The organism is Pseudomonas sp. SID14000 (assembly GCF_002165135.1).
In the GTDB taxonomy this organism is placed as follows: domain Bacteria; phylum Pseudomonadota; class Gammaproteobacteria; order Pseudomonadales; family Pseudomonadaceae; genus Aquipseudomonas.
Genome location: NZ_NFZQ01000003.1, coordinates 312,713 through 333,202, shown reverse-complemented (window position 1 = coordinate 333,202; position 20,490 = coordinate 312,713). Strand labels below are relative to the sequence as shown.

The 20,490-nt window shown below is 61.6% G+C and carries 20 protein-coding genes; 15 read left to right on the top strand and 5 right to left on the bottom strand.

Annotation, left to right across the window (positions count from 1 at the left end; translation table 11 throughout):
• Positions 1 to 43 precede the first annotated feature (43 nt).
• Genes CAY82_RS06630 through CAY82_RS06620 form a run of 3 tightly spaced genes read left to right on the top strand, consistent with a single transcriptional unit; the run spans position 44 to position 3,105 of the window.
• Positions 44 to 1,222, top strand: coding sequence for an amino acid ABC transporter permease (locus CAY82_RS06630; RefSeq protein WP_087500457.1), 1,179 nt, complete (start codon positions 44 to 46; stop codon positions 1,220 to 1,222).
• 10 nt (positions 1,223 to 1,232) lie between these two features.
• Positions 1,233 to 2,330: an amino acid ABC transporter permease gene (locus CAY82_RS06625; RefSeq protein WP_063913329.1), complete on the top strand. Its 1,098-nt coding sequence runs from the start codon at positions 1,233 to 1,235 to the stop codon at positions 2,328 to 2,330.
• Positions 2,331 to 2,340: 10 nt separating this feature from the next.
• Positions 2,341 to 3,105 (top strand): amino acid ABC transporter ATP-binding protein, encoded by a 765-nt coding sequence (locus CAY82_RS06620; RefSeq protein WP_003251792.1) that lies wholly within the window; start codon positions 2,341 to 2,343, stop codon positions 3,103 to 3,105.
• 131 nt (positions 3,106 to 3,236) lie between these two features.
• Here the strand turns inward: CAY82_RS06620 and algW are convergent, their stop codons facing one another.
• Entirely contained in the window at positions 3,237 to 4,397 is a 1,161-nt protein-coding gene (gene algW / locus CAY82_RS06615; RefSeq protein ID WP_087500456.1) for a Do family serine endopeptidase AlgW, read from the bottom strand.
• 168 nt (positions 4,398 to 4,565) lie between these two features.
• Here algW and CAY82_RS06610 point away from each other — a divergent pair, with 168 nt between their 5' ends.
• From CAY82_RS06610 to cysN, 3 genes are all read left to right on the top strand, one after another.
• Positions 4,566 to 5,324: a Nif3-like dinuclear metal center hexameric protein gene (locus tag CAY82_RS06610; protein WP_087500454.1), complete on the top strand. Its 759-nt coding sequence runs from the start codon at positions 4,566 to 4,568 to the stop codon at positions 5,322 to 5,324.
• 247 nt (positions 5,325 to 5,571) lie between these two features.
• The gene (gene cysD / locus CAY82_RS06605; protein ID WP_013974136.1) at positions 5,572 to 6,489 is read left to right on the top strand and encodes a sulfate adenylyltransferase subunit CysD; all 918 of its coding nucleotides are present in this window, start codon (positions 5,572 to 5,574) and stop codon (positions 6,487 to 6,489) included.
• A 16-nt stretch (positions 6,490 to 6,505) separates the two neighbouring features.
• Positions 6,506 to 8,407 carry a sulfate adenylyltransferase subunit CysN gene (gene cysN, locus CAY82_RS06600; RefSeq protein ID WP_085592155.1) on the top strand — a complete coding sequence of 634 codons (1,902 nt, stop codon included), beginning with the start codon at positions 6,506 to 6,508 and terminating at the stop codon, positions 8,405 to 8,407.
• Positions 8,408 to 8,493: 86 nt separating this feature from the next.
• Here the strand turns inward: cysN and CAY82_RS06595 are convergent, their stop codons facing one another.
• Entirely contained in the window at positions 8,494 to 8,973 is a 480-nt protein-coding gene (locus tag CAY82_RS06595) for an Lrp/AsnC family transcriptional regulator (RefSeq protein WP_085626497.1), read from the bottom strand.
• A gap of 127 nt (positions 8,974 to 9,100) precedes the next feature.
• Here CAY82_RS06595 and CAY82_RS06590 point away from each other — a divergent pair, with 127 nt between their 5' ends.
• Positions 9,101 to 10,297, top strand: a complete 1,197-nt coding sequence (locus CAY82_RS06590) for a methionine gamma-lyase (RefSeq protein WP_087500453.1) — start codon at positions 9,101 to 9,103, stop codon at positions 10,295 to 10,297.
• A gap of 138 nt (positions 10,298 to 10,435) precedes the next feature.
• Here the strand turns inward: CAY82_RS06590 and CAY82_RS06585 are convergent, their stop codons facing one another.
• A complete protein-coding gene (locus tag CAY82_RS06585; RefSeq protein WP_087500452.1) occupies positions 10,436 to 10,873 on the bottom strand; it encodes a YhcB family protein in 438 nt (145 codons plus the stop codon).
• A 135-nt stretch (positions 10,874 to 11,008) separates the two neighbouring features.
• Between CAY82_RS06585 and CAY82_RS06580 the strand changes: the two genes are divergently transcribed.
• The 3 genes from CAY82_RS06580 to zapE all read left to right on the top strand — a co-directional run bounded on the left by CAY82_RS06580 (position 11,009) and on the right by zapE (position 14,318).
• On the top strand, positions 11,009 to 11,644 hold the full coding sequence (locus CAY82_RS06580; protein WP_087500450.1) for an alpha/beta hydrolase: 636 nt from the start codon (positions 11,009 to 11,011) through the stop codon (positions 11,642 to 11,644).
• Between the two features lie 25 nt (positions 11,645 to 11,669).
• On the top strand, positions 11,670 to 13,019 hold the full coding sequence (locus CAY82_RS06575) for a tryptophan--tRNA ligase (RefSeq protein WP_087500449.1): 1,350 nt from the start codon (positions 11,670 to 11,672) through the stop codon (positions 13,017 to 13,019).
• A gap of 204 nt (positions 13,020 to 13,223) precedes the next feature.
• Complete coding sequence (gene zapE, locus CAY82_RS06570; protein ID WP_087500448.1) at positions 13,224 to 14,318, top strand: cell division protein ZapE; 1,095 nt, start codon at positions 13,224 to 13,226, stop codon at positions 14,316 to 14,318.
• A gap of 33 nt (positions 14,319 to 14,351) precedes the next feature.
• Here the strand turns inward: zapE and CAY82_RS06565 are convergent, their stop codons facing one another.
• Both CAY82_RS06565 and CAY82_RS06560 read right to left on the bottom strand, forming a co-directional pair.
• Positions 14,352 to 15,272, bottom strand: coding sequence for a GlxA family transcriptional regulator (locus tag CAY82_RS06565; RefSeq protein WP_170931038.1), 921 nt, complete (start codon positions 15,270 to 15,272; stop codon positions 14,352 to 14,354).
• 187 nt (positions 15,273 to 15,459) lie between these two features.
• Complete coding sequence (locus CAY82_RS06560; RefSeq protein WP_087500447.1) at positions 15,460 to 16,500, bottom strand: NADP(H)-dependent aldo-keto reductase; 1,041 nt, start codon at positions 16,498 to 16,500, stop codon at positions 15,460 to 15,462.
• Positions 16,501 to 16,757: 257 nt separating this feature from the next.
• Here CAY82_RS06560 and rplM point away from each other — a divergent pair, with 257 nt between their 5' ends.
• The 5 genes from rplM to CAY82_RS06535 all read left to right on the top strand — a co-directional run bounded on the left by rplM (position 16,758) and on the right by CAY82_RS06535 (position 20,441).
• Positions 16,758 to 17,186, top strand: coding sequence for a 50S ribosomal protein L13 (rplM, locus tag CAY82_RS06555; RefSeq protein WP_003260798.1), 429 nt, complete (start codon positions 16,758 to 16,760; stop codon positions 17,184 to 17,186).
• A 14-nt stretch (positions 17,187 to 17,200) separates the two neighbouring features.
• Positions 17,201 to 17,593: a 30S ribosomal protein S9 gene (rpsI, locus tag CAY82_RS06550; protein ID WP_003260797.1), complete on the top strand. Its 393-nt coding sequence runs from the start codon at positions 17,201 to 17,203 to the stop codon at positions 17,591 to 17,593.
• 264 nt (positions 17,594 to 17,857) lie between these two features.
• Positions 17,858 to 18,451, top strand: a complete 594-nt coding sequence (gene petA, locus CAY82_RS06545) for a ubiquinol-cytochrome c reductase iron-sulfur subunit (RefSeq protein WP_087500446.1) — start codon at positions 17,858 to 17,860, stop codon at positions 18,449 to 18,451.
• Positions 18,451 to 19,662, top strand: coding sequence for a cytochrome bc complex cytochrome b subunit (locus CAY82_RS06540; RefSeq protein WP_025340560.1), 1,212 nt, complete (start codon positions 18,451 to 18,453; stop codon positions 19,660 to 19,662). The genes petA and CAY82_RS06540 overlap by 1 nt, the downstream gene beginning before the upstream one ends.
• Positions 19,662 to 20,441 (top strand): cytochrome c1, encoded by a 780-nt coding sequence (locus tag CAY82_RS06535; protein WP_087500445.1) that lies wholly within the window; start codon positions 19,662 to 19,664, stop codon positions 20,439 to 20,441. Before CAY82_RS06540 ends, CAY82_RS06535 begins: the two co-directional genes overlap by 1 nt.
• The last annotated feature ends 49 nt before the right edge of the window (positions 20,442 to 20,490 follow it).

Sequence of the window (20,490 nt, the reverse complement as noted above, 5' to 3'; positions counted from 1 at the left end):
CGCCGCCGCAGGCTGTTCGGAACCCTACTGTCCGGGGCACTTCATGCAAAATCGAATCGGCGCACAAAAGGGGTTATCCCTGAGCGATCCACGTGTGCGCGCGTGGCTGTTCCAGATTCTCACGATAGTCTTCGTGGTCGGTCTGGGCTGGTATCTGTTCCACAATACGCAAACCAACCTGCAACACCGGGGTATCACCTCGGGCTTTGACTTCCTCGACCGCAGTGCCGGCTTCGGCATCGCCCAGCATCTGATCCCCTATGTGGAATCCGACAGCTATGCGCGGGTGTTCGTCATCGGCCTGCTCAACACCCTGTTGGTGACCTTCATCGGCGTGGTGCTGGCGACCATCCTCGGCTTCATCATCGGTGTGGCGCGACTGTCACCGAACTGGATGATCAGCAAGCTGGCGACCGTGTATGTGGAAACCTTCCGCAACATCCCGCCATTGTTGCAGATCCTGTTCTGGTACTTCGCTGTGTTCCTGACCCTGCCGGGACCGCGGGGCAGTATCAATATCGACGACACCTTCTTCATCAGCAACCGTGGCCTGAACATGCCCGGCGCGTCCATGGCCGAAGGCTTCTGGCCGTTCGTCGTTGCCGTGGTCCTGGCGCTGCTGGCCATCGTGGTAATGGTGCGCTATGCCAACAAGCGCTTCGACGAGACGGGCGTGCCGTTCCACAAGTTCTGGGTGGGGCTGGCGCTGTTCATCGCGATTCCGGGCGTTTGCGTATTGCTGTTTGGCAGCCCGGTGCACTGGGAAGTGCCGCAATTGAAAGGATTCAACTTCGTCGGCGGCTGGGTGCTGATCCCCGAGCTGCTGGCGCTGACCCTGGCGTTGACCATCTACACCGCTGCGTTCATCGCCGAGATCGTGCGCTCCGGTATCCGTTCGGTCAGCCATGGCCAGACCGAGGCCGCGCGCTCGCTGGGCCTGCGCGAGGGGCCGACCCTGCGCAAGGTGATCATCCCCCAGGCACTGCGGGTGATCATTCCGCCGCTGACCAGCCAGTACCTGAACCTGGCGAAGAACTCGTCGCTGGCGGCCGGTATCGGCTACCCGGAGATGGTCTCGCTGTTCGCCGGTACCGTGCTCAACCAGACCGGCCAGGCCATCGAGGTGATTGCCATCACCATGAGTGTCTATCTCGCCATCAGCATCAGCATTTCGTTGCTGATGAACTGGTATAACAAGCGCATTGCGCTGATCGAGCGGTGAGGATACGCCCGTGAATGCCCATGTTTTCAAACCCGACATGCCGCCACCGGTGAAAACCGTCGGCGTGCTCGCATGGATGCGTGCCAATCTGTTCTCCAGCTGGCTCAACACGCTGCTGACCCTGTTCGCCATCTACCTGGTGTGGCTGATCGTGCCACCATTGCTGCAGTGGGCGTTGCTTGACGCCAACTGGGTCGGCACCACCCGCGCCGACTGCACCAAGGAAGGCGCCTGCTGGGTGTTCGTGCAGCAGCGCTTCGGCCAGTTCATGTACGGCTACTACCCGGCGGAGTTGCGCTGGCGCGTGGACCTGACCGTATGGCTTGCCGTGCTCGGCGCCGCGCCACTGTTCATCAAGCGCTTCCCGCGCAAGGCCTTCTACGGCCTGGGCTTCCTGGTGCTGTACCCGGTGCTGGCCTACACCCTGCTGCATGGGGGGGTACTGGGCCTGGAAAACGTAGCGACCAGCCAGTGGGGCGGGCTGATGCTGACCTTGGTGATTGCCACCGTGGGTATCGTCGGCGCCTTGCCACTGGGCATCCTGCTGGCCCTTGGCCGGCGTTCACGGATGCCGGCGGTGAAGGTGGTGTGCGTGACCTTCATCGAGTTCTGGCGCGGCGTGCCGTTGATCACCGTGCTGTTCATGTCGTCGGTGATGCTGCCGTTGTTCCTGCCCGAGGGCATGAGCTTCGACAAGCTGCTGCGGGCGATGATCGGCGTGATCCTGTTCCAGTCGGCGTACATCGCCGAGGTGGTGCGTGGCGGTCTGCAGGCCATCCCCAAGGGCCAGTACGAAGCCGCCGCGGCCATGGGCCTGGGCTACTGGCGGGCGATGGGCCTGGTGATTCTGCCGCAGGCTCTCAAGCTGGTGATCCCCGGCATCGTCAACACCTTCATTGCCCTGTTCAAGGACACCAGCCTGGTGATCATCATCGGCCTGTTCGACCTGCTGAACAGCGTCAAGCAAGCCGCTGCCGACCCGGCCTGGCTGGGCATGGCTACCGAGGGCTACGTGTTCGCCGCCCTGGTGTTCTGGATTTTCTGTTTCGGTATGTCCCGCTACTCCATGCATCTGGAGCGCAAGCTGGACACTGGCCACAAGCGTTAGGAGTTTCGAAATGAGTGAAGCGATCAAGCAGCCTGCCGGCCCCGAAGGCATCATCCAGATGCAGGGCGTGAACAAGTGGTACGGCCAGTTCCATGTGCTCAAGGACATCAACCTGAATGTGCGTCAGGGCGAACGCATCGTGCTTTGTGGGCCGTCCGGTTCGGGCAAGTCCACCACCATCCGTTGCCTCAACCGCCTGGAAGAGCACCAGCAGGGGCGCATCGTGGTCGATGGTGTGGAGCTGACCAACGACCTCAAGCAGATCGAGGCCATCCGCCGCGAGGTGGGCATGGTGTTCCAGCACTTCAACCTGTTCCCGCACCTGAGCATCCTGGAAAACTGCACTCTGGCGCCGATGTGGGTGCGCAAGATGCCACGGCGCAAGGCCGAGGAAATCGCCATGCACTACCTGGAGCGGGTGCGTATTCCGGAGCAGGCGCACAAATACCCGGGGCAGTTGTCCGGTGGCCAGCAGCAGCGTGTGGCGATTGCCCGCGCATTGTGCATGAAGCCCAAGATCATGCTGTTCGACGAACCGACCTCGGCGCTGGACCCGGAAATGGTCAAGGAAGTGCTCGATACCATGGTGGGCCTGGCCGAGGATGGCATGACCATGCTCTGCGTGACCCACGAGATGGGCTTTGCCCGGACCGTGGCGAACCGGGTGATCTTCATGGACAAGGGCGAGATCGTCGAGCAGGCGGCACCGGATGACTTCTTCGACCGGCCGCGCAGTGACCGGACCAAGTTGTTCCTGAGCCAGATCCTGCATTGATGTAGCCGGGGGCCGCTTTGCGGCCCATTCGCAGCACAAGGCTGCTCCTACAAGGGAAATGCGATCTCCTGTAGGAGCAGCCTTGTGCTGCGAATGGGCTGCGAAGCAGCCCCAGACACCCGATCGCGGCCTTACTTCTCTTCCGTGGCGACTGCCGGCGCCGGTGGCGGCCGCAGTCCCACCTCGGCAATCAGCTTCAACTGCTGCCCATTGCGCATCACCTCGATGGTGATCTTCTCGTTGGGCTTGATCCGCGCCACCTGGTTCATCGACTTGCGCCCGTCACCGGCTGGCTCGCCGTTGATGCTCAGGATCACGTCACCCAGCTGCAGCCCGGCCTTCGCCGCCGGCCCTTCGCGGAAAATACCCGCTACCACGATGCCCGGGCGGTCCTTCATGCCGAACGATTCGGCCAGTTCCTGGCTCAGCGGTTGCACTTCGATGCCCAGCCAGCCACGGATCACCTGGCCATGCTCGACGATCGACTTCATCACCTCCAGCGCCAGTTTTACCGGAATGGCAAAACCGATGCCCTGCGAACCGCCCGACTTGGAGAAGATCGCGGTGTTGATGCCGATCAGGTTGCCGTTGGCATCCACCAGCGCACCACCGGAGTTGCCCGGGTTGATCGCCGCGTCGGTCTGGATGAAGTCTTCGTAGTTGTTCAGGCCCAGTTGGTTGCGGCCCGTGGCGCTGATGATGCCCATGGTCACGGTCTGGCCGACCCCGAACGGGTTGCCGATGGCCAGCGACACATCGCCGATGTGAATGTTGTCGGAACGGCCGATAGTGATCGCCGGCAGGTTCTTCAGGTCGATCTTCAGCACCGCCAGGTCGGTTTCCGGGTCGCTACCAATCACCCGGGCCAAGGTTTCGCGGCCATCCTTCAGGGCTACGACGATCTGGTCGGCGCCACTGGTGACGTGGTTGTTGGTCAGCAGGTAGCCCTCGGGGCTCATGATCACCGCCGAACCCAGGCTCGACTCCCAGCGGCGCTGCTTGGGCAGGTTGTCACCGAAGAAACGGCGGAATTGCGGGTCTTCGAACAGCGGGTGGGCGCTCTTGTTCACCACCTTGGTGGTGTACAGGTTGACCACCGCCGGGGCGGCCAGGGTCACGGCATCGGCGTAGGACACCGGGCCCTGCATGATCCGCGAGGTCTGCGGTGCCTGCTGCAGGTTGACGTCCTGGCTGGGCAGGCCGACCCATTGCGGGAAGCGCTGGATGATCAGCATGGCGATCAGTAGGCCGGTAAGCAGGGGCCAGCCAAAGTAACGCAAAGCCTTGAACATGAATGAATCCTGGAAAGAGCGGGGGACGTTGGCCGCGCGGTGGGGCTTGAGCGCGCGCGATCATACACCGGTTCCCCCAGTGCCGGCGACGGCTCATAATGGCCGGCATTATACGGGCGTTGCATGGGCGTTGTGCCCGAGAAAAACGCAGATTTCGAGGAGATTTTCATGGCCGTCGCTCTGAACACCCTGGTCGAGGAAGCCGAGCGTTACCTGGGCAGCGCGAGGATCCAGGATTATTGCCCCAACGGTTTGCAGGTAGAAGGCCGGCCGCAGGTCAGCCGCATCGTCAGCGGTGTCACCGCCAGCCAGGCGTTGCTGGATGCAGCGGTCGAAGCCGAGGCCGACCTGGTGCTGGTGCACCATGGTTATTTCTGGAAAGGTGAAAATCCGTGCGTCACCGGCATCCGGCAACGGCGGCTTAAGACCCTGTTGAGCAACGATATCAGCCTGCTGGCGTTCCACCTGCCGCTGGACGTGCACCCGGACGTGGGCAATAACGTGCAGCTGGCGCGGCAGCTGGACATCACCGTCGAAGGGCCGCTGGATCCGGAGAATCCCAAGGTGGTCGGGCTGGTCGGCTCGCTGGCCGAGCCAGTGACCGCGCGCGACTTCGCCCGACGGGTACGGGAGGTGCTGGGGCGTGAGCCGTTGCTGGTCGAAGGCGAGCAGATGATCCGCCGGGTCGGTTGGTGCACCGGCGGCGGGCAGGGCTACATCGACACGGCGATCGCGGCCGGGGTGGACCTGTACCTGACGGGCGAGGCATCGGAGCAGACCTACCATAGTGCCCGCGAGAATGGCGTCAGCTTCATTGCCGCCGGGCACCATGCCACCGAGCGCTATGGGGTGCAGGCGCTGGGTGATTACCTGGCGCGGCGGTTTGCCGTGGAGCACCTGTTCATCGATTGCCCGAACCCGATCTGAGATCGGCGTCAGCTTCTTCGCGGGCGCGCCCGCTCCCACAGGGGCAGTGTTGTTTCCAGGCCTGCGGGATCCCTGTGGGAGCGGGTTTACCCGCGAAGAGGCCAGGCCTGCTGGCCCAAACCCGCAGTCATATCGTTAGACTTTTTCGATCTAGCCGGCCTCCTAAATAGAAGCAGCCGCTGTGATAAAGTGGCTCGCTCGAACACGGCCCGCAGGCCGTCCATAAGATCGTTTTTCGTGAGTAGCCATGGTCGACAAACTGACGCACTTGAAACAGCTGGAGGCGGAGAGCATCCATATCATCCGCGAGGTGGCCGCCGAGTTCGACAACCCGGTGATGCTGTACTCGATCGGCAAGGATTCCGCCGTGATGCTGCACCTGGCGCGCAAGGCCTTCTTCCCGGGCAAGCTGCCGTTCCCGGTGATGCACGTCGACACCCAGTGGAAATTCCAGGAGATGTACAGCTTCCGCGACAAGATGGTCGAGGAGATGGGCCTGGAGCTGATCACCCACGTCAACCCCGAGGGTGTGGCGCAGGGCATCAACCCGTTCACCCATGGCAGCTCCAAGCACACCGACATCATGAAGACCCAGGGCCTGAAGCAGGCGCTGGACAAGCATGGTTTCGACGCCGCCTTCGGTGGCGCGCGCCGCGACGAAGAGAAGTCGCGGGCCAAGGAACGCGTCTACTCGTTCCGTGACAGCAAGCACCGCTGGGACCCGAAGAACCAGCGTCCCGAGCTGTGGAACGTGTACAACGGCAAGGTCAACAAGGGCGAGTCGATCCGTGTCTTCCCGCTGTCGAACTGGACCGAGCTGGACATCTGGCAGTACATCTACCTCGAAGGCATCCCGATCGTGCCGCTGTATTTCGCCGCCGAGCGTGAAGTGATCGAGAAGAACGGCACCCTGATCATGATCGACGACGAGCGCATCCTCGAACATCTCACCGATGAAGAAAAAGCGCGCATCGTCAAGAAGAAGGTGCGTTTCCGTACCCTCGGCTGCTACCCGCTGACGGGCGCCGTCGAATCGGAAGCCGAAACGCTCACCGACATCATTCAGGAAATGCTCCTGACGCGCACGTCCGAGCGCCAGGGCCGAGTCATCGACCACGATGGCGCCGGTTCCATGGAAGACAAGAAACGTCAGGGCTACTTCTAATTTTCAGGGTTACTCCATGTCGCACCAATCCGATTTGATCAGCGAAGACATCCTCGCTTATCTGGCTCAGCACGAGCGTAAAGAACTGCTGCGTTTCCTCACCTGCGGCAACGTCGACGACGGCAAGAGCACCCTGATCGGGCGCCTGCTGCACGACTCGAAGATGATCTACGAGGACCACCTCGAGGCCATCACCCGCGACTCGAAGAAGGTCGGCACCACCGGCGAGGAAGTCGACCTGGCGCTGCTGGTCGACGGCCTGCAGGCCGAGCGCGAGCAGGGCATCACCATCGATGTCGCCTACCGCTACTTCTCCACCGCCAAACGCAAGTTCATCATCGCCGACACCCCGGGCCACGAGCAGTACACCCGCAACATGGCCACCGGCGCGTCCACCTGCGACCTGGCGATCATTCTGGTCGATGCCCGCTACGGCGTGCAGACCCAGACTCGCCGCCACAGCTACATCGCCTCGCTGCTGGGCATCAAGCACATCGTGGTCGCGGTCAACAAGATGGACCTCAAAGGCTTCGACCAGGACGTCTTCGAGTCGATCAAGGCCGACTACCTGAAGTTTGCCGAAGCCATCAACCTGACCCCGAGCAGCCTGCATTTCGTGCCGATGTCGGCGCTCAAGGGCGACAACGTGGTCAACCACAGCGAGCGTTCGCCGTGGTACGCCGGCCCGACGCTGATGGAAATCCTCGAAACCGTCGAAGTGTCGGCCGACCGCAACTTCACCGACCTGCGGTTCCCGGTGCAGTACGTCAACCGTCCGAACCTGAACTTCCGTGGCTTCGCCGGTACCATCGCCAGCGGCGTGGTGCACAAGGGCGACGAAATCGTCGTGTTGCCGTCGGGCAAGAGCAGCCGCGTCAAGTCCATCGTCACCTACGAAGGTGAACTGGAAAACGCAGGCCCTGGCCAGGCCGTGACCCTGACCATGGAAGACGAGATCGACATCTCCCGTGGCGACCTGCTGGTGCATGCCGACAACGTCCCACCGGTAACCGACCAGTTCGACGCCATGTTGGTGTGGATGGCCGAGGAGCCGATGCTCCCGGGCAAGAAATACGACATCAAGCGCGCCACCAGCTACGTGCCGGGCTCGATTGCCAGCATCACCCATAAGGTCGATGTGAACACCCTGGAACAAGGTGCTGCCAGCGCGCTGCAGCTGAACGAGATCGGCCGCGTCAAGGTCTCCCTGGACGCCTCGATCGCCCTGGACGGTTACGACAGCAACCGCACCACCGGTGCGTTCATTGTCATCGACCGCCTGACCAACGGTACCGTCGGCGCCGGCATGATCATCGCCCCGCCAGTGCTGCCGCACGGCAGCACCGGCCATCATGGCAAGCTGTGCCATGTGGCCACCGAAGAGCGCGCCCTGCGCTTCGGCCAGCAGCCAGCCACCGTGCTTTTCAGTGGCCTGTCCGGCGCTGGCAAGAGCACCCTGGCCTACGCCGTGGAGCGCAAGCTGTTCGACATGGGCCGCGCGGTATACGTGCTCGACGGCCAGAACCTGCGCCACGACCTGAACAAGGGGCTGCCGCAGGATCGCGCCGGCCGCACCGAGAACTGGCGCCGCGCTGCCCATGTGGCGCGCCAGTTCAACGAAGCCGGCCTGCTGACCCTGGCTGCGTTCGTGGCCCCGGACGCCGAAGGCCGCGAACAGGCCAAGGCCTTGATCGGCAAGGAGCGGCTGGTGACTGTTTACGTTCAGGCCTCGCCGCTGGCCTGCCGCGAGCGTGATCCGCAAGGACTGTACGCTGCCGGTGGCGACAACATCCCGGGTGAAAGCTTCCCGTACGATGTGCCGCTGGACGCGGACCTTGTGATCGACACCCAGGCCACCAGCGTGGACGAGGGCGTGAAGCAGGTGCTGGATGTGCTGCGTCAGCGTGGCGCGATCTAAGCGCTAGCCTGCAAGAAAAAACCCGCTTCGGCGGGTTTTTCTCGTTCCCACAGGCCTGCATGGTCCCTTGCAGGAGCGCAAGTCGTTCAGATGTGTTTTTCCGATACCGGAATCACTCGCCGTTCCTTCACTGCCTTGTAGGAAAAACTCGAGTAGATCTCCTTCACCCCCGGCAACCGCTGCAGCACCTCACGGGTGAACTCCCCAAACGACTCCAGATCCCGCGCCAGGATCTCCAGCAAAAAATCATACCTGCCGGAAATATTGTGGCAGGCGACGATCTCGGGAATCTCCATCAGCCGCCGCTCGAACGCCAGTGCCATGTCCTTGGTATGTGAATCCATCATGATGCTGACGAACGCAGTCACGCCGAACCCCAGCGACTTGGGCGAGAGGATGGCCTGGTAGCCGGTGATGTAGCCGTTGTCCTCCAGCAGCTTCACCCGCCGCCAGCAGGGCGAGGTGGTCAGTGCTACCTGGTCGGCAAGTTCGGCAACGGTGAGGCGGGCGTTGTCCTGCAGGGCAGCGAGCAGGGCGCGGTCGGTGCGGTCGAGGCTTGAAGGCATTTTTTGCCCTCCTGGTCCGGGAATTATTGTTTTTGTTCCAGCAAGCACGCGGATGCGTGGGCAACTTTGGAAAAAATCGGGCAGCTCGTTGGCATAAGCTTATAGCAAACCACAAGAGGCTGTTGCCATGCGCGACTCCCATAACAACACCGGTTTTTCCACACGCGCCATTCACCATGGCTACGACCCGCTTTCCCACGGTGGCGCCCTTGTGCCGCCGGTGTATCAGACCGCTACCTATGCCTTCCCCACCGTGGAATACGGCGCTGCCTGCTTCGCCGGGGAGGAGCCGGGGCATTTCTACAGCCGCATCTCCAACCCTACCCTGGCCCTGCTGGAACAGCGCATGGCCTCGCTGGAGGGCGGCGAGGCGGGGTTGGCACTGGCGTCGGGCATGGGGGCAATTACCTCGACGATATGGACCCTGCTGCGGCCCGGTGACGAGCTGATCGTCGGGCGTACTCTGTACGGCTGCACCTTTGCCTTCCTGCATCATGGCATTGGCGAATTCGGGGTGAAGATCCGCCATGTCGACCTGAACGATGCCAAGGCTCTGAAGGCGGCGATCAACAGCAAAACGCGGATGATCTACTTCGAAACGCCAGCCAATCCCAACATGCAACTGGTGGATATCGCCGCAGTGGCCGAGGCGGTACGCGGGCATGATGTGCATGTGGTGGTCGACAACACCTACTGCACACCCTACCTGCAACGGCCGCTGGAGCTTGGGGCGGACTTGGTGGTGCATTCGGCAACCAAGTACCTTAGTGGCCACGGTGATATCACTGCGGGCCTGGTGGTGGGGCGCAAGGTGCTGATCGACCGCATTCGCCTGGAAGGGTTGAAGGACATGACCGGTGCGGTGCTTTCACCACACGACGCGGCGCTGCTGATGCGCGGGATCAAGACCTTGGCCCTGCGCATGGACCGCCATTGCGCCAATGCCCAGCAGGTGGCGGAGTTTCTGGCCCGGCAACCGCAGGTGGAGCTGATTCACTACCCAGGGTTGCCGTCCTTTGCCCAGTACGAGCTGGCGCAGCAGCAGATGCGTTTGCCGGGCGGGATGATCGCCTTCGAGCTCAAGGGGGGGATCGAGGCCGGGCGCAGGTTCATGAATGCCCTGCAACTGTTTGCCCGGGCGGTGAGCCTGGGCGATGCCGAGTCGCTGGCGCAGCACCCCGCGAGCATGACCCATTCCAGCTATACGGCGAAGGAGCGGGCGCATCACGGGATATCGGAGGGGTTGGTGCGCTTGTCGGTGGGGCTGGAGGATGTGGACGACCTGCTGGCGGATGTCGAGCAGGCATTGCAGGCTTGCAGCTAGGTTATCTGGGCTGCCCTCTTCGCGGGTAAACCCGCTCCCACAGCGCCAACCCTGTGGGAGCGGGTTCACCCGCGAAGAGGGCAGTGAATCCAGCGCACAAAAAAGGCCTCTTGCGAGGCCTTTGTCATGTTCGGCAGATCAACGCTTGAGCCCGTAGCTCTCGTCGAGCATGCCCGGCGAGTTCGGTGCTTTCGGCGCATAGTCGCGCGGCACTTCGGCGGTGTCCTTCGGCGGGGTCAACCGGTCACGTGGGCCCTGGCCGCCTTCGGAATGCAGGGCGGCAAGCAGGCGCTGACGAGTAACCTCATCAAGGGCCAGGCTGTTGGCGCCTTCGGCCAGGTGGTCCTGCACGTCCTGGTAGCTCTGGGTCAGCTTCTTGACCAGTACCGCAGTGCTGTTGAAGTGGGTGACCACTTCGTTCTGATAGCTATCGAAGCGCTTCTGGATGTCATCCAGCTGGCGCTGGGTACTGCTTGGCGCGGCATTAGGCAGCAGGCGAGCCACGACGAAACCAACCACCACACCGATGACCAGGGCCAGGGTCGGCAACAACCAAACAAGGAGCGAGAGTTCCACGAGTCCTTCCTCTATAAACGGCTTTGCTTTACGTTAACGGCTCAGACCTGCGCTGTATACCGCGAGCGATCGCAAATCAGAACAGAATTCCTCACCTAGACGAATCGACCCCTCCCGAGGTCACGGAGTAGTGCCTTGCTTGTCCGCGAAACCCCCTTGTTCATCGATGGCCCCAGCGGCCAGCTGGAAGCCTTGTACCTGGACGTGGCCGAACCCCGCGGCGCGGTACTGATCTGCCACCCCAACCCGGTCCAGGGTGGCACCATGCTCAACAAGGTGGTCTCTACCCTGCAACGCACCGCTCGCGACGCCGGTTATGTGACCTTGCGGTTCAACTACCGTGGCGTCGGCCAGAGCGCCGGTAACCATGACATGGGCGCTGGCGAGGTGGCCGATGCCGAGGCCGCCGCAGCCTGGCTGCGCGAAAAACACCCGGGCCTGCCCCTGGTGCTGATGGGCTTCTCGTTCGGCGGCTTCGTCGCCATCAGCCTTGCCGGCCGCCTGGAGGCCGCCGGAGTAGAGCTGCAGCAGCTGTTCATGATCGCCCCGGCGGTCATGCGCCTGACGGCGGAATTCCCGCTGCCGCAGCTCTGCCCGATAACTGTGGTGCAGCCGGACGCCGATGAAGTCGTCGCGCCGCAGCTGGTTTACGATTGGTCCCACAGCCTGTCGCGCCCCCATGAGCTACTGAAAGTGGCAGAATGCGGACACTTCTTCCATGGCAAGCTGACCGATCTGAAGGATCTGCTGCTGCCGCGCCTTTCGAACTGAGCCAAGCCTGAATAAGCGAACACCCATGACCACGCGCATTCTTACCGGTATCACCACCACCGGCACTCCGCACCTGGGCAACTACGCCGGCGCCATCCGCCCGGCGATCCGTGCCAGCCAGCAACCCGGTGTCGACTCGTTCTATTTCCTGGCCGACTACCACGCCCTGATCAAGTGCGACGACCCGCTGCGCATCCAGCGTTCGCGCCTGGAAATCGCCGCCACCTGGCTGGCCGGTGGCCTCGACCCGGACAAGGTGACCTTCTACCGCCAGTCCGACATCCCGGAAATCCCCGAGCTGACCTGGCTGCTGACCTGTGTCAGTGCCAAGGGCCTGCTCAACCGCGCACACGCCTACAAGGCCTCGGTGGACAAGAACCTGGAAAACGGCGAAGACCCGGATGCCGGCGTGACCATGGGCCTGTACAGCTACCCGGTGCTGATGGCCGCGGACATCCTGATGTTCAACGCCAACAAGGTGCCGGTCGGCCGTGACCAGATCCAGCACGTGGAAATGGCCCGCGACATCGGCCAGCGCTTCAATCACCTGTTCGGCCAAGGCAAGGACTTCTTCGCCCTGCCGGAAGCGGTGATCGAGGAGAGCGTGGCGACCCTGCCGGGCCTGGACGGGCGCAAGATGTCCAAGAGCTACGACAACACCATCCCGCTGTTCACCAGCGCCAAGGACATGAAAGACGCCATCTCGCGCATCGTCACCGACTCGCGCGCGCCTGGCGAAGCGAAAGACCCGGACAACGCGCACCTGTTCACCCTTTACCAGGCCTTCTCGACGCCGGAGCAATGCGCCGGGTTCCGTGAAGAACTGCTGCAGGGCCTGGGTTGGGGCGAGGCCAAGCAGCGGCTGTTCCAGCTGCTGGACGGCCAGTTGGCCGAGAAGCGAGAGTACTATCATCAGCTGATCGCCCGCCCGGCAGACCTGGAAGACATCCTGCTGGCTGGCGCCGCCAAGGCCCGCAAGATCGCCACACCGTTCCTCGAGCAACTGCGCGAGGCCGTTGGCCTGCGTTCGTTCCGTAGCAGCGTGCAGGCGAGCACCGAAGTGAAGAAGAAGGCCGCCAAGACCGCGCGTTTCGTCAGTTTCCGCGATGAAGACGGCAGCTTCCGCTTCCGCCTGCTGGCCGCCGACGGCGAACAACTGCTGCTGTCGCGCAGCTTTGCCGACGGCAAGAGCGCTGGGGCCGTGAGCAAGCAGTTGCAGCAAGGTGGTGAGGCGGATGTGCGTGTCGAAGGCCTGGGCTTCGGCCTGTGGCTGAACGGCGAGCAGGTTGCCGACGGGCCGCAGTTCGACAGCACCGAAGCCCGTGATGCGGCCATCGAAAGCCTGCGTGTAGCCCTGGCACCACAGCAGGACTGAAATATCGCACCCGCCTGTACTGGCCTATTCGCGGGTGAACCCGCTCCTACAGGTATTTCTCCTGTGGGAGCGGGTTCACCCGCGAACACCGGCAACGCCGGTGCCATACAGCGTAAATGAGGCATATTGACGCAAGTCGCATTGCCATTAAGCGGGCCTGTCGCTACAGTGACGGCCCGTTTTTTGTTGCCTCGCTAACGAATCATGACGCCCCTAGAACGATATCAAGCAGATCTGAAACGTCCCGACTTCTTCCATGACGCGGCGCAGGAAACTGCGGTGCGTCACCTGCAGCGCCTGTACGACGACCTAGTACACGCGCAGAACAACAAGCCGGGCGTGTTCGGCAAGCTGTTCGGCAAGAAGGAGCAGGCCCCGGTCAAGGGCCTTTACTTCTGGGGTGGGGTAGGGCGCGGCAAGACCTACCTGGTCGACACCTTCTTCGAGGCGCTGCCGTTCAAGCAGAAGATGCGCACGCACTTCCACCGCTTCATGAAGCGTGTGCACGAGGAAATGAAAACCCTCAAGGGCGAGAAGAACCCGCTGACCATCATTGCCAAGCGCTTCAGCGATGAAGCCAAGGTGATCTGCTTCGACGAATTCTTCGTGTCGGACATTACCGACGCGATGATCCTCGGCACTCTGATGGAAGAGTTGTTCAAGAACGGCGTATCGCTGGTGGCTACCTCCAACATCGTGCCGGACGGCCTGTACAAGGACGGCCTGCAGCGCGCGCGCTTCCTGCCAGCCATCGCCATGATCAAGCAGTACACCGAAGTGGTTAACGTCGACAGCGGGGTCGACTACCGCCTGCGTCACCTGGAGCAGGCCGAGCTGTACCACTACCCGCTCGATGACGCGGCGCATCAGAGCCTGCGCGCCAGCTTCAAGGCGCTGACCCCCGAGTGCACTCAGGCGGTCGAGAATGACGTGCTGATGATCGAGAATCGCCCGATCAATGCCCTGCGTACCTGTGACGACGTGGCCTGGTTCGACTTCCGCGCCCTGTGCGACGGCCCTCGCAGCCAGAACGACTACATCGAACTGGGCAAAATCTTCCATGCCGTGTTGTTGAGCAATGTGGAGCAGATGGGCGTCACCACCGACGACATCGCCCGTCGCTTCATCAACATGGTGGACGAGTTCTACGACCGCAACGTCAAGCTGATCATCTCGGCCGAGGTGGAGCTGAAGGACCTGTATACCGGTGGGCGCCTGGCCTTCGAGTTCCAGCGCACCCTGAGCCGGTTGCTGGAGATGCAGTCGCACGAATTCCTGGCGCGGGCGCACAAGCCGTAAGTTTTTTGGGGCCGCTTTGCGGCCCCATTGGCCTCAAGCCTCCTGCATGAACTGCTGCCGGTACTGGTTCGGCGACAACTCCGTATGCTGGCGGAACAGCCGCGCAAAGAAACTGGCATCGTCATAACCGACCTCGTAGCTGATGGTCTTGATGCTCTTGCGCGTGCTCGACAACAACCCTTTTGCCGTCTCGATCCTTAACCGTTGCAGGTAGTGCAGCGGTTTGTCACCCGTCGCGCCCTGGAAGCGGCGCATGAAGTTGCGGATGCTCATGCCGTGGTTGCGAGCCACGTCCTCGAAGCGGAACTTGTCGGCGAAGTGCTCCTCCAGCCAGTGCTGGATCTGCAGGATGATAAGGTCCTGGTGCAGCTTCTGCCCACCGAAGCCCATGCGCCCTGGGGTGTAGTTGCGCTGCACTTCGTAGAGGATGTCACGGGACACGGCGCGGGCCACGTTGGCGCCGCAGAAACGTTCGATCAGGTAGATGTACAGATCGCAGGCTGAAGTGGCACCGCCAGCACAATAGATATTGTCGGCATCGGTCAGGTGCTTGTCCTGGTTCAGGCGTATCTTCGGGAAGCGTTCGGCAAAGCTGGTGAAGAAGCGCCAGTAGGTGGTCGCTTCCTTGCCGTCGAGCAGGCCGGACTCGGCCAGCCAGAACACGCCACTGGCCTCGGCGCACAGCACCGCGCCACGGGCATGCTGTTCACGCAGCCACGGCAGCACCTGTGGATAACGTTGCAGCAGGTTGTCGAAGTCGTCCCAGAAGGCCGGGAGGATGATCACATCGGCGTCGTCCAGGCCGCCGTCGACCGGCAACTGCACATTGCTGAAGCTGTCCACGGGCTGGCCGTCCGGGCTCACCAGGCGGATCTCGAACATGGGCTGCAGGCCCAGGCCCAGCTGTTTGCTGTAGCGCAAGCTGGCGAGGTGGAAGAAGTCCTTGGCCTGCATCAAGGTCGAAGCGAACACCTTGTCAATGGCCAGGATGCTGACGCGCCGCAGCGACGCGGGGGATTGGGTAAACATCATTGTCATTGTTCTTATAGGGTAGAGTGGTCAATCACCGGCTGGATCGTCTTATTTTTTGGCGATTGTGTCTAGCCCGTGAAGCAGGGGCTGCAAAGCAGCCCCTTTCGGCTCAAGGCGCCGGGTTCGGCTGCTCCTGGTGAATCGCCTCGATCGCCGCCAGCAGTTCATCACTCAGGCTCAGCTCGAGGCTGGCCAGGTTGCTGTCCAGTTGCTCGAGGCTGGTCGCACCAATGATGTTGCTGGTCACGAACGGTTGCCGGGTGACGAAAGCCAGGGCCATCTGTGCCGGGTCCAGGCCATGCTCGCGGGCCAGTTGCACATAGCGGCTGCAAGCCGCCACGGTCTGTGGGTTTGAGTAGCGGGCAAAGCGGCTGAACAGGCTAAGGCGTGCCTTTTCCGGGCGTGCGCCGTTCTCGTACTTGCCGGAAAGCATGCCGAACGCCAACGGCGAATAGGCCAGCAGACCGCACTGCTCACGGATGGCCACTTCCGCCAGGCCCACTTCGAAGCTGCGGTTGAGCAGGTTGTACGGGTTCTGGATCGACACCGCTCGCGGCCAGCCGCGGCTTTCGGCCAGTTGCAGGAACTTCATGGTGCCCCACGGCGTTTCGTTGGACAGGCCGATGTGGCGGATCTTGCCCGCACGCACCTGTTCATCGAGCACTTCCAGGGTTTCTTCCAGCGGGGTGAAGTGGTCCTGTGGCAGGTGCTGGTAGCCCAGCTTGCCGAAGAAGTTGGTGCTGCGCTCGGGCCAGTGCAGCTGGTACAGGTCGATGCGGTCGGTCTGCAGGCGCTTGAGGCTCTCGTCCAGCGCCGCGACGATGTGCTGGCGGTTGTGCTTGAGCTGGCCGTCGCGGATGTGGCTGATGCCGTTGCCGGGGCCGGCGACCTTGCTGGCCAGCACCCAGTCGTCGCGATCGCCATTGTCACGGAACCAGTTGCCGATGATGCGCTCGGTGGCGGCGTAGGTTTCGGGGCGGGGCGGCACCGGGTACATCTCGGCGGTGTCGATGAAGTTGACCCCCGCGGCCTTGGCCCGGGCAATCTGCGCGAAGGCTTCGGCCTGGACGTTCTGCTCGCCCCAGGTCATGGTGCCCAGGCACAGGGCGCTGACAGTGAGGTCGGTACGGCCGAGCTGGCGGTATTCCATCGGGTAGACACTCCTTAGGCAAAGAAGCCCATCAAAGCAGGTTGAAATTTTTCGTGCAATCTGGATAATTCGGCACCTCTCCGTGTGGCGGAAGTGATGCACCGCCACGCAGGAAGAACCCCGTCGAACATTGGCGTGCCTGACCCGAGCCCCCAAAGCGTCAGCGTTCGGCTGCGCGCTTGCCCTTGGCAAGCTGTGCACTATCCAGTAAGATTCGCCGTCTATTTTTCGCTGGGCGGCCTCTGAGGCTTTAGAGAATGAAAACTTTTACTGCTAAACCGGAAACAGTAAAGCGCGAGTGGTTCGTAGTCGACGCCGCTGGCCAGACCCTGGGTCGTCTGGCTACCGAAATCGCTAGCCGTCTGCGTGGCAAACACAAACCAGAATACACCCCTCACGTTGACACCGGCGACTACATCGTCGTTATCAACGCTGAACAGGTTCGTGTGACTGGTGCCAAGTCTTCCGACAAGATGTACTACTCCCACTCCGGTTTCCCGGGCGGCATCAAGGAAATCAACTTCGAGAAGTTGATCGCCAAGGCCCCTGAGCGTGTTATCGAAACTGCGGTCAAAGGCATGCTGCCGAAGAACCCGCTGGGTCGCGACATGTACCGCAAGCTGAAAGTGTACGCGGGTGCTGCTCACCCACACACTGCTCAGCAGCCTCAAGAACTGAAGATCTAACGGGATAGTTCATTATGTCGGCGACTCAAAACTACGGCACTGGCCGTCGCAAGACCGCAACCGCTCGCGTATTCCTGCGTCCGGGTACTGGTAACATTTCCATCAACAACCGTTCTCTGGACGTGTTCTTCGGTCGCGAAACCGCTCGCATGGTTGTTCGTCAGCCGCTCGAGCTGACCGAAACCGTCGAGAAGTTCGACATCTACGTCACCGTTTCCGGTGGTGGTGTCAGCGGTCAAGCCGGTGCGATCCGTCACGGTATCACCCGCGCTCTGATGGAATACGACGAAACCCTGCGTGGCGCTCTGCGTCGTGCTGGCTACGTCACCCGCGACGCTCGTGAAGTCGAGCGTAAGAAAGTGGGTCTGCGTAAAGCGCGTAAGCGTCCTCAGTACTCCAAGCGTTAATACCGCTTCGGCAGTCGAAAAAAGCCCGGTTCCCTGGAACCGGGCTTTTTTTATGTCTTGAACTAACCTGTCAGCATGTCAGTGCCCACTTGTCGCATAGACGCAGATCAAGCAAAGCGCGGGTAGTCGCCCCTGTCCGGGGTAATCACCTTGTCAGTGTGTGGATTTGTTTCTTACCATGGCGGCCAATTTTTAGTGCCACTGACACAACCTAAGTACAGGGTCTGGTTCAACAGGCCAAGCAAGCTGATGGGAGAGGACTGAATGAGCAATGACGGCGTCAACGCAGGCCGGCGCCGCTTCCTCGTAGCCGCGACATCTGTTGTCGGGGCAGCGGGGGCAGTGGGGGCTGCGGTACCGTTCGTGGGGTCATGGTTTCCCAGTGCCAAGGCGAAAGCCGCGGGTGCACCGGTGAAGGTCAATATCGCCAAGGTCGAGGCCGGGCAGCAGATGGTGGCTGAGTGGCGTGGCCAGCCTGTGTTCATCGTGCGGCGAACGGACGAGATCCTCGGTAACCTGAAAAAAGTCGTCGGTGACCTGGCTGACCCTGAGTCCAAGGCCTCGGTACAGCCGAACTACGTCGATCCGCAGGTTCGTTCGATCAAGCCGGAAATCCTCATCCTCGTCGGCCTGTGCACGCACTTGGGCTGCTCGCCCACTTTCCGTCCGGAAGTCGCACCCGCCGACCTCGGCCCGAAATGGGTCGGTGGCTATTTCTGCCCATGCCACGGCTCTCACTACGACCTGGCTGGGCGTGTCTACAAGTCGCAGCCGGCGCCTCTCAACCTGCCCGTGCCACCGCACTCTTACGAGTCGGACGAGATCGTCGTCATCGGCGTTGACCAGGAGAACGCATGATGAGCAAGTTCATGGACTGGATTGATGCTCGCTTCCCCGCCACCAAGATGTGGGAAGACCACCTGAGTAAGTATTACGCGCCCAAGAACTTCAATTTCCTGTACTTCTTCGGCTCCCTGGCGCTGCTGGTGCTGGTCAACCAGATCGTCACCGGTGTATGGCTGACCATGAGTTTCACGCCCTCGGCGGAAGAGGCGTTCGCCTCGGTCGAGTACATCATGCGTGACGTGGAATACGGCTGGATCCTGCGCTATCTGCACTCCACCGGTGCATCGGCGTTCTTCATCGTTGTCTACCTGCACATGTTCCGCGGCCTGCTTTACGGCTCCTACCAGAAGCCGCGTGAGCTGGTGTGGCTGTTCGGCATGCTGATCTACCTGGCGTTGATGGCTGAAGCCTTCATGGGCTATCTGCTGCCGTGGGGCCAGATGTCGTACTGGGGTGCCCAGGTGATCATCTCGCTGTTTGGTGCCATCCCGGTGATCGGTGGCGACCTTACCCAGTGGATCCGCGGTGACTATCTGATCTCGGGTATCACCCTGAACCGCTTCTTCGCCCTGCACGTAGTCGCCCTGCCAATCGTGATTCTCGGCCTGGTGGTGCTGCACATCCTCGCCCTTCACGAAGTGGGTTCGAACAACCCCGATGGCGTCGATATCAAGAAGAAAAAGGACGAAAACGGTATCCCGCTGGACGGTATCCCGTTCCACCCGTACTACACCGTCAAGGACATTGTCGGTGTGGTTGTGTTCCTGTTCGTGTTCTGCGCCGTAGTGTTCTTCTTCCCGGAAATGGGCGGTTACTTCCTGGAGAAGCCGAACTTCGAGCAGGCCAACGCCTTCAAGACCCCCGAGCACATTGCGCCTGTGTGGTACTTCACGCCGTTCTACGCGATCCTGCGTGCGGTGCCTGACAAGCTGATGGGTGTCATCGCCATGGGGGCTGCCATTGCCGTGCTGTTCGTGCTGCCCTGGCTTGACCGCAGCCCGGTGCGTTCCATGCGCTACAAGGGCTGGATCAGCAAGCTCTTCCTGCTGGTGTTCTGCGTGGCCTTCGTCATTCTCGGCGTGCTGGGCGTACTGGCGCCGACACCTGGGCGTACCTTGCTGTCGCAGGTGTGCACGGTGTTGTACTTCGCCTACTTCCTGCTGATGCCGTTCTACACAAGGCTCGAGAAGACCAAACCGGTTCCGGAAAGGGTGACTGGCTGATGAAAAAGTTGATTGCAGTATTTTTGCTGGCAGTGATGCCTGCCTTTTCCTTCGCGGCCGAAACAGGTCTGGAGCTGGACAAGGTTGATATCGACCTGACTGACAAGGCCGCCATGCAGGACGGTGCGCGTACGTTTGCCAACTATTGCATGGGTTGCCACAGTGCCAAGTTCCAGCGTTACGAGCGGGTGGCTGATGACCTGGGTATCCCCCACGAGCTGATGCTCGAGAAGCTGGTGTTCACGGGTGCCAAGATCGGTGACCACATGCAGATCGGCATGAAGCCCAGTGATGCCAAGACCTGGTTCGGCGCTGCACCGCCCGACCTGACCCTGGTGGCCCGGGTGCGCGGTACCGACTGGTTGTACACTTACCTGCGCAGCTTCTATGAGGACCCGTCGCGGCCTTATGGGGTTAACAACAAGGTGTTCCCGAACGTTGGCATGCCTAACGTGCTGGTCGGCCTGCAAGGCAACCAGGTGGTCGGCTGCAAACAGGTGCAGACCGTGACCGATGGCAAGAAGCAATTCGACCCGTTGACCGGCACCCCGATCACCCATGAAGCCTGCGACCAGCTGACCATTACGCCGAATTCCGGTACCCTGACGACCGAGCAGTTCGACGAGAAGGTCAAGAACCTGGTGACCTTCCTGGCCTATTCGGCCAACCCGGTCAAACTGGAAAGCCAGCGCATCGGTACCTACGTGTTGCTGTACCTGGCTTTCTTCTTCGTATTCGCCTACTTGCTCAAGCGTGAATACTGGAAGGACGTGCACTGATCACGCAGTAGTTTCTGGTTGTTGAACGCGCCCGTGGTGGCCTGGCAGA

Excerpts from the sequence above, each read along its gene's own strand:
- CAY82_RS06630 (WP_087500457.1), top strand. The coding sequence starts at position 44 with ATGCAAAATCGAATCGGCGCACAAAAGGGGTTATCCCTGAGCGATCCA.
- CAY82_RS06620 (WP_003251792.1), top strand. The coding sequence starts at position 2,341 with ATGAGTGAAGCGATCAAGCAGCCTGCCGGCCCCGAAGGCATCATCCAG.
- algW (WP_087500456.1), bottom strand. The coding sequence starts at position 4,397 with ATGTTCAAGGCTTTGCGTTACTTTGGCTGGCCCCTGCTTACCGGCCTA.
- CAY82_RS06610 (WP_087500454.1), top strand. The coding sequence starts at position 4,566 with ATGGCCGTCGCTCTGAACACCCTGGTCGAGGAAGCCGAGCGTTACCTG.
- cysD (WP_013974136.1), top strand. The coding sequence starts at position 5,572 with ATGGTCGACAAACTGACGCACTTGAAACAGCTGGAGGCGGAGAGCATC.
- cysN (WP_085592155.1), top strand. The coding sequence starts at position 6,506 with ATGTCGCACCAATCCGATTTGATCAGCGAAGACATCCTCGCTTATCTG.
- CAY82_RS06595 (WP_085626497.1), bottom strand. The coding sequence starts at position 8,973 with ATGCCTTCAAGCCTCGACCGCACCGACCGCGCCCTGCTCGCTGCCCTG.
- CAY82_RS06590 (WP_087500453.1), top strand. The coding sequence starts at position 9,101 with ATGCGCGACTCCCATAACAACACCGGTTTTTCCACACGCGCCATTCAC.
- CAY82_RS06575 (WP_087500449.1), top strand. The coding sequence starts at position 11,670 with ATGACCACGCGCATTCTTACCGGTATCACCACCACCGGCACTCCGCAC.
- zapE (WP_087500448.1), top strand. The coding sequence starts at position 13,224 with ATGACGCCCCTAGAACGATATCAAGCAGATCTGAAACGTCCCGACTTC.
- CAY82_RS06565 (WP_170931038.1), bottom strand. The coding sequence starts at position 15,272 with ATGCAGGCCAAGGACTTCTTCCACCTCGCCAGCTTGCGCTACAGCAAA.
- CAY82_RS06560 (WP_087500447.1), bottom strand. The coding sequence starts at position 16,500 with ATGGAATACCGCCAGCTCGGCCGTACCGACCTCACTGTCAGCGCCCTG.
- rplM (WP_003260798.1), top strand. The coding sequence starts at position 16,758 with ATGAAAACTTTTACTGCTAAACCGGAAACAGTAAAGCGCGAGTGGTTC.
- rpsI (WP_003260797.1), top strand. The coding sequence starts at position 17,201 with ATGTCGGCGACTCAAAACTACGGCACTGGCCGTCGCAAGACCGCAACC.
- petA (WP_087500446.1), top strand. The coding sequence starts at position 17,858 with ATGAGCAATGACGGCGTCAACGCAGGCCGGCGCCGCTTCCTCGTAGCC.
- CAY82_RS06540 (WP_025340560.1), top strand. The coding sequence starts at position 18,451 with ATGAGCAAGTTCATGGACTGGATTGATGCTCGCTTCCCCGCCACCAAG.
- CAY82_RS06535 (WP_087500445.1), top strand. The coding sequence starts at position 19,662 with ATGAAAAAGTTGATTGCAGTATTTTTGCTGGCAGTGATGCCTGCCTTT.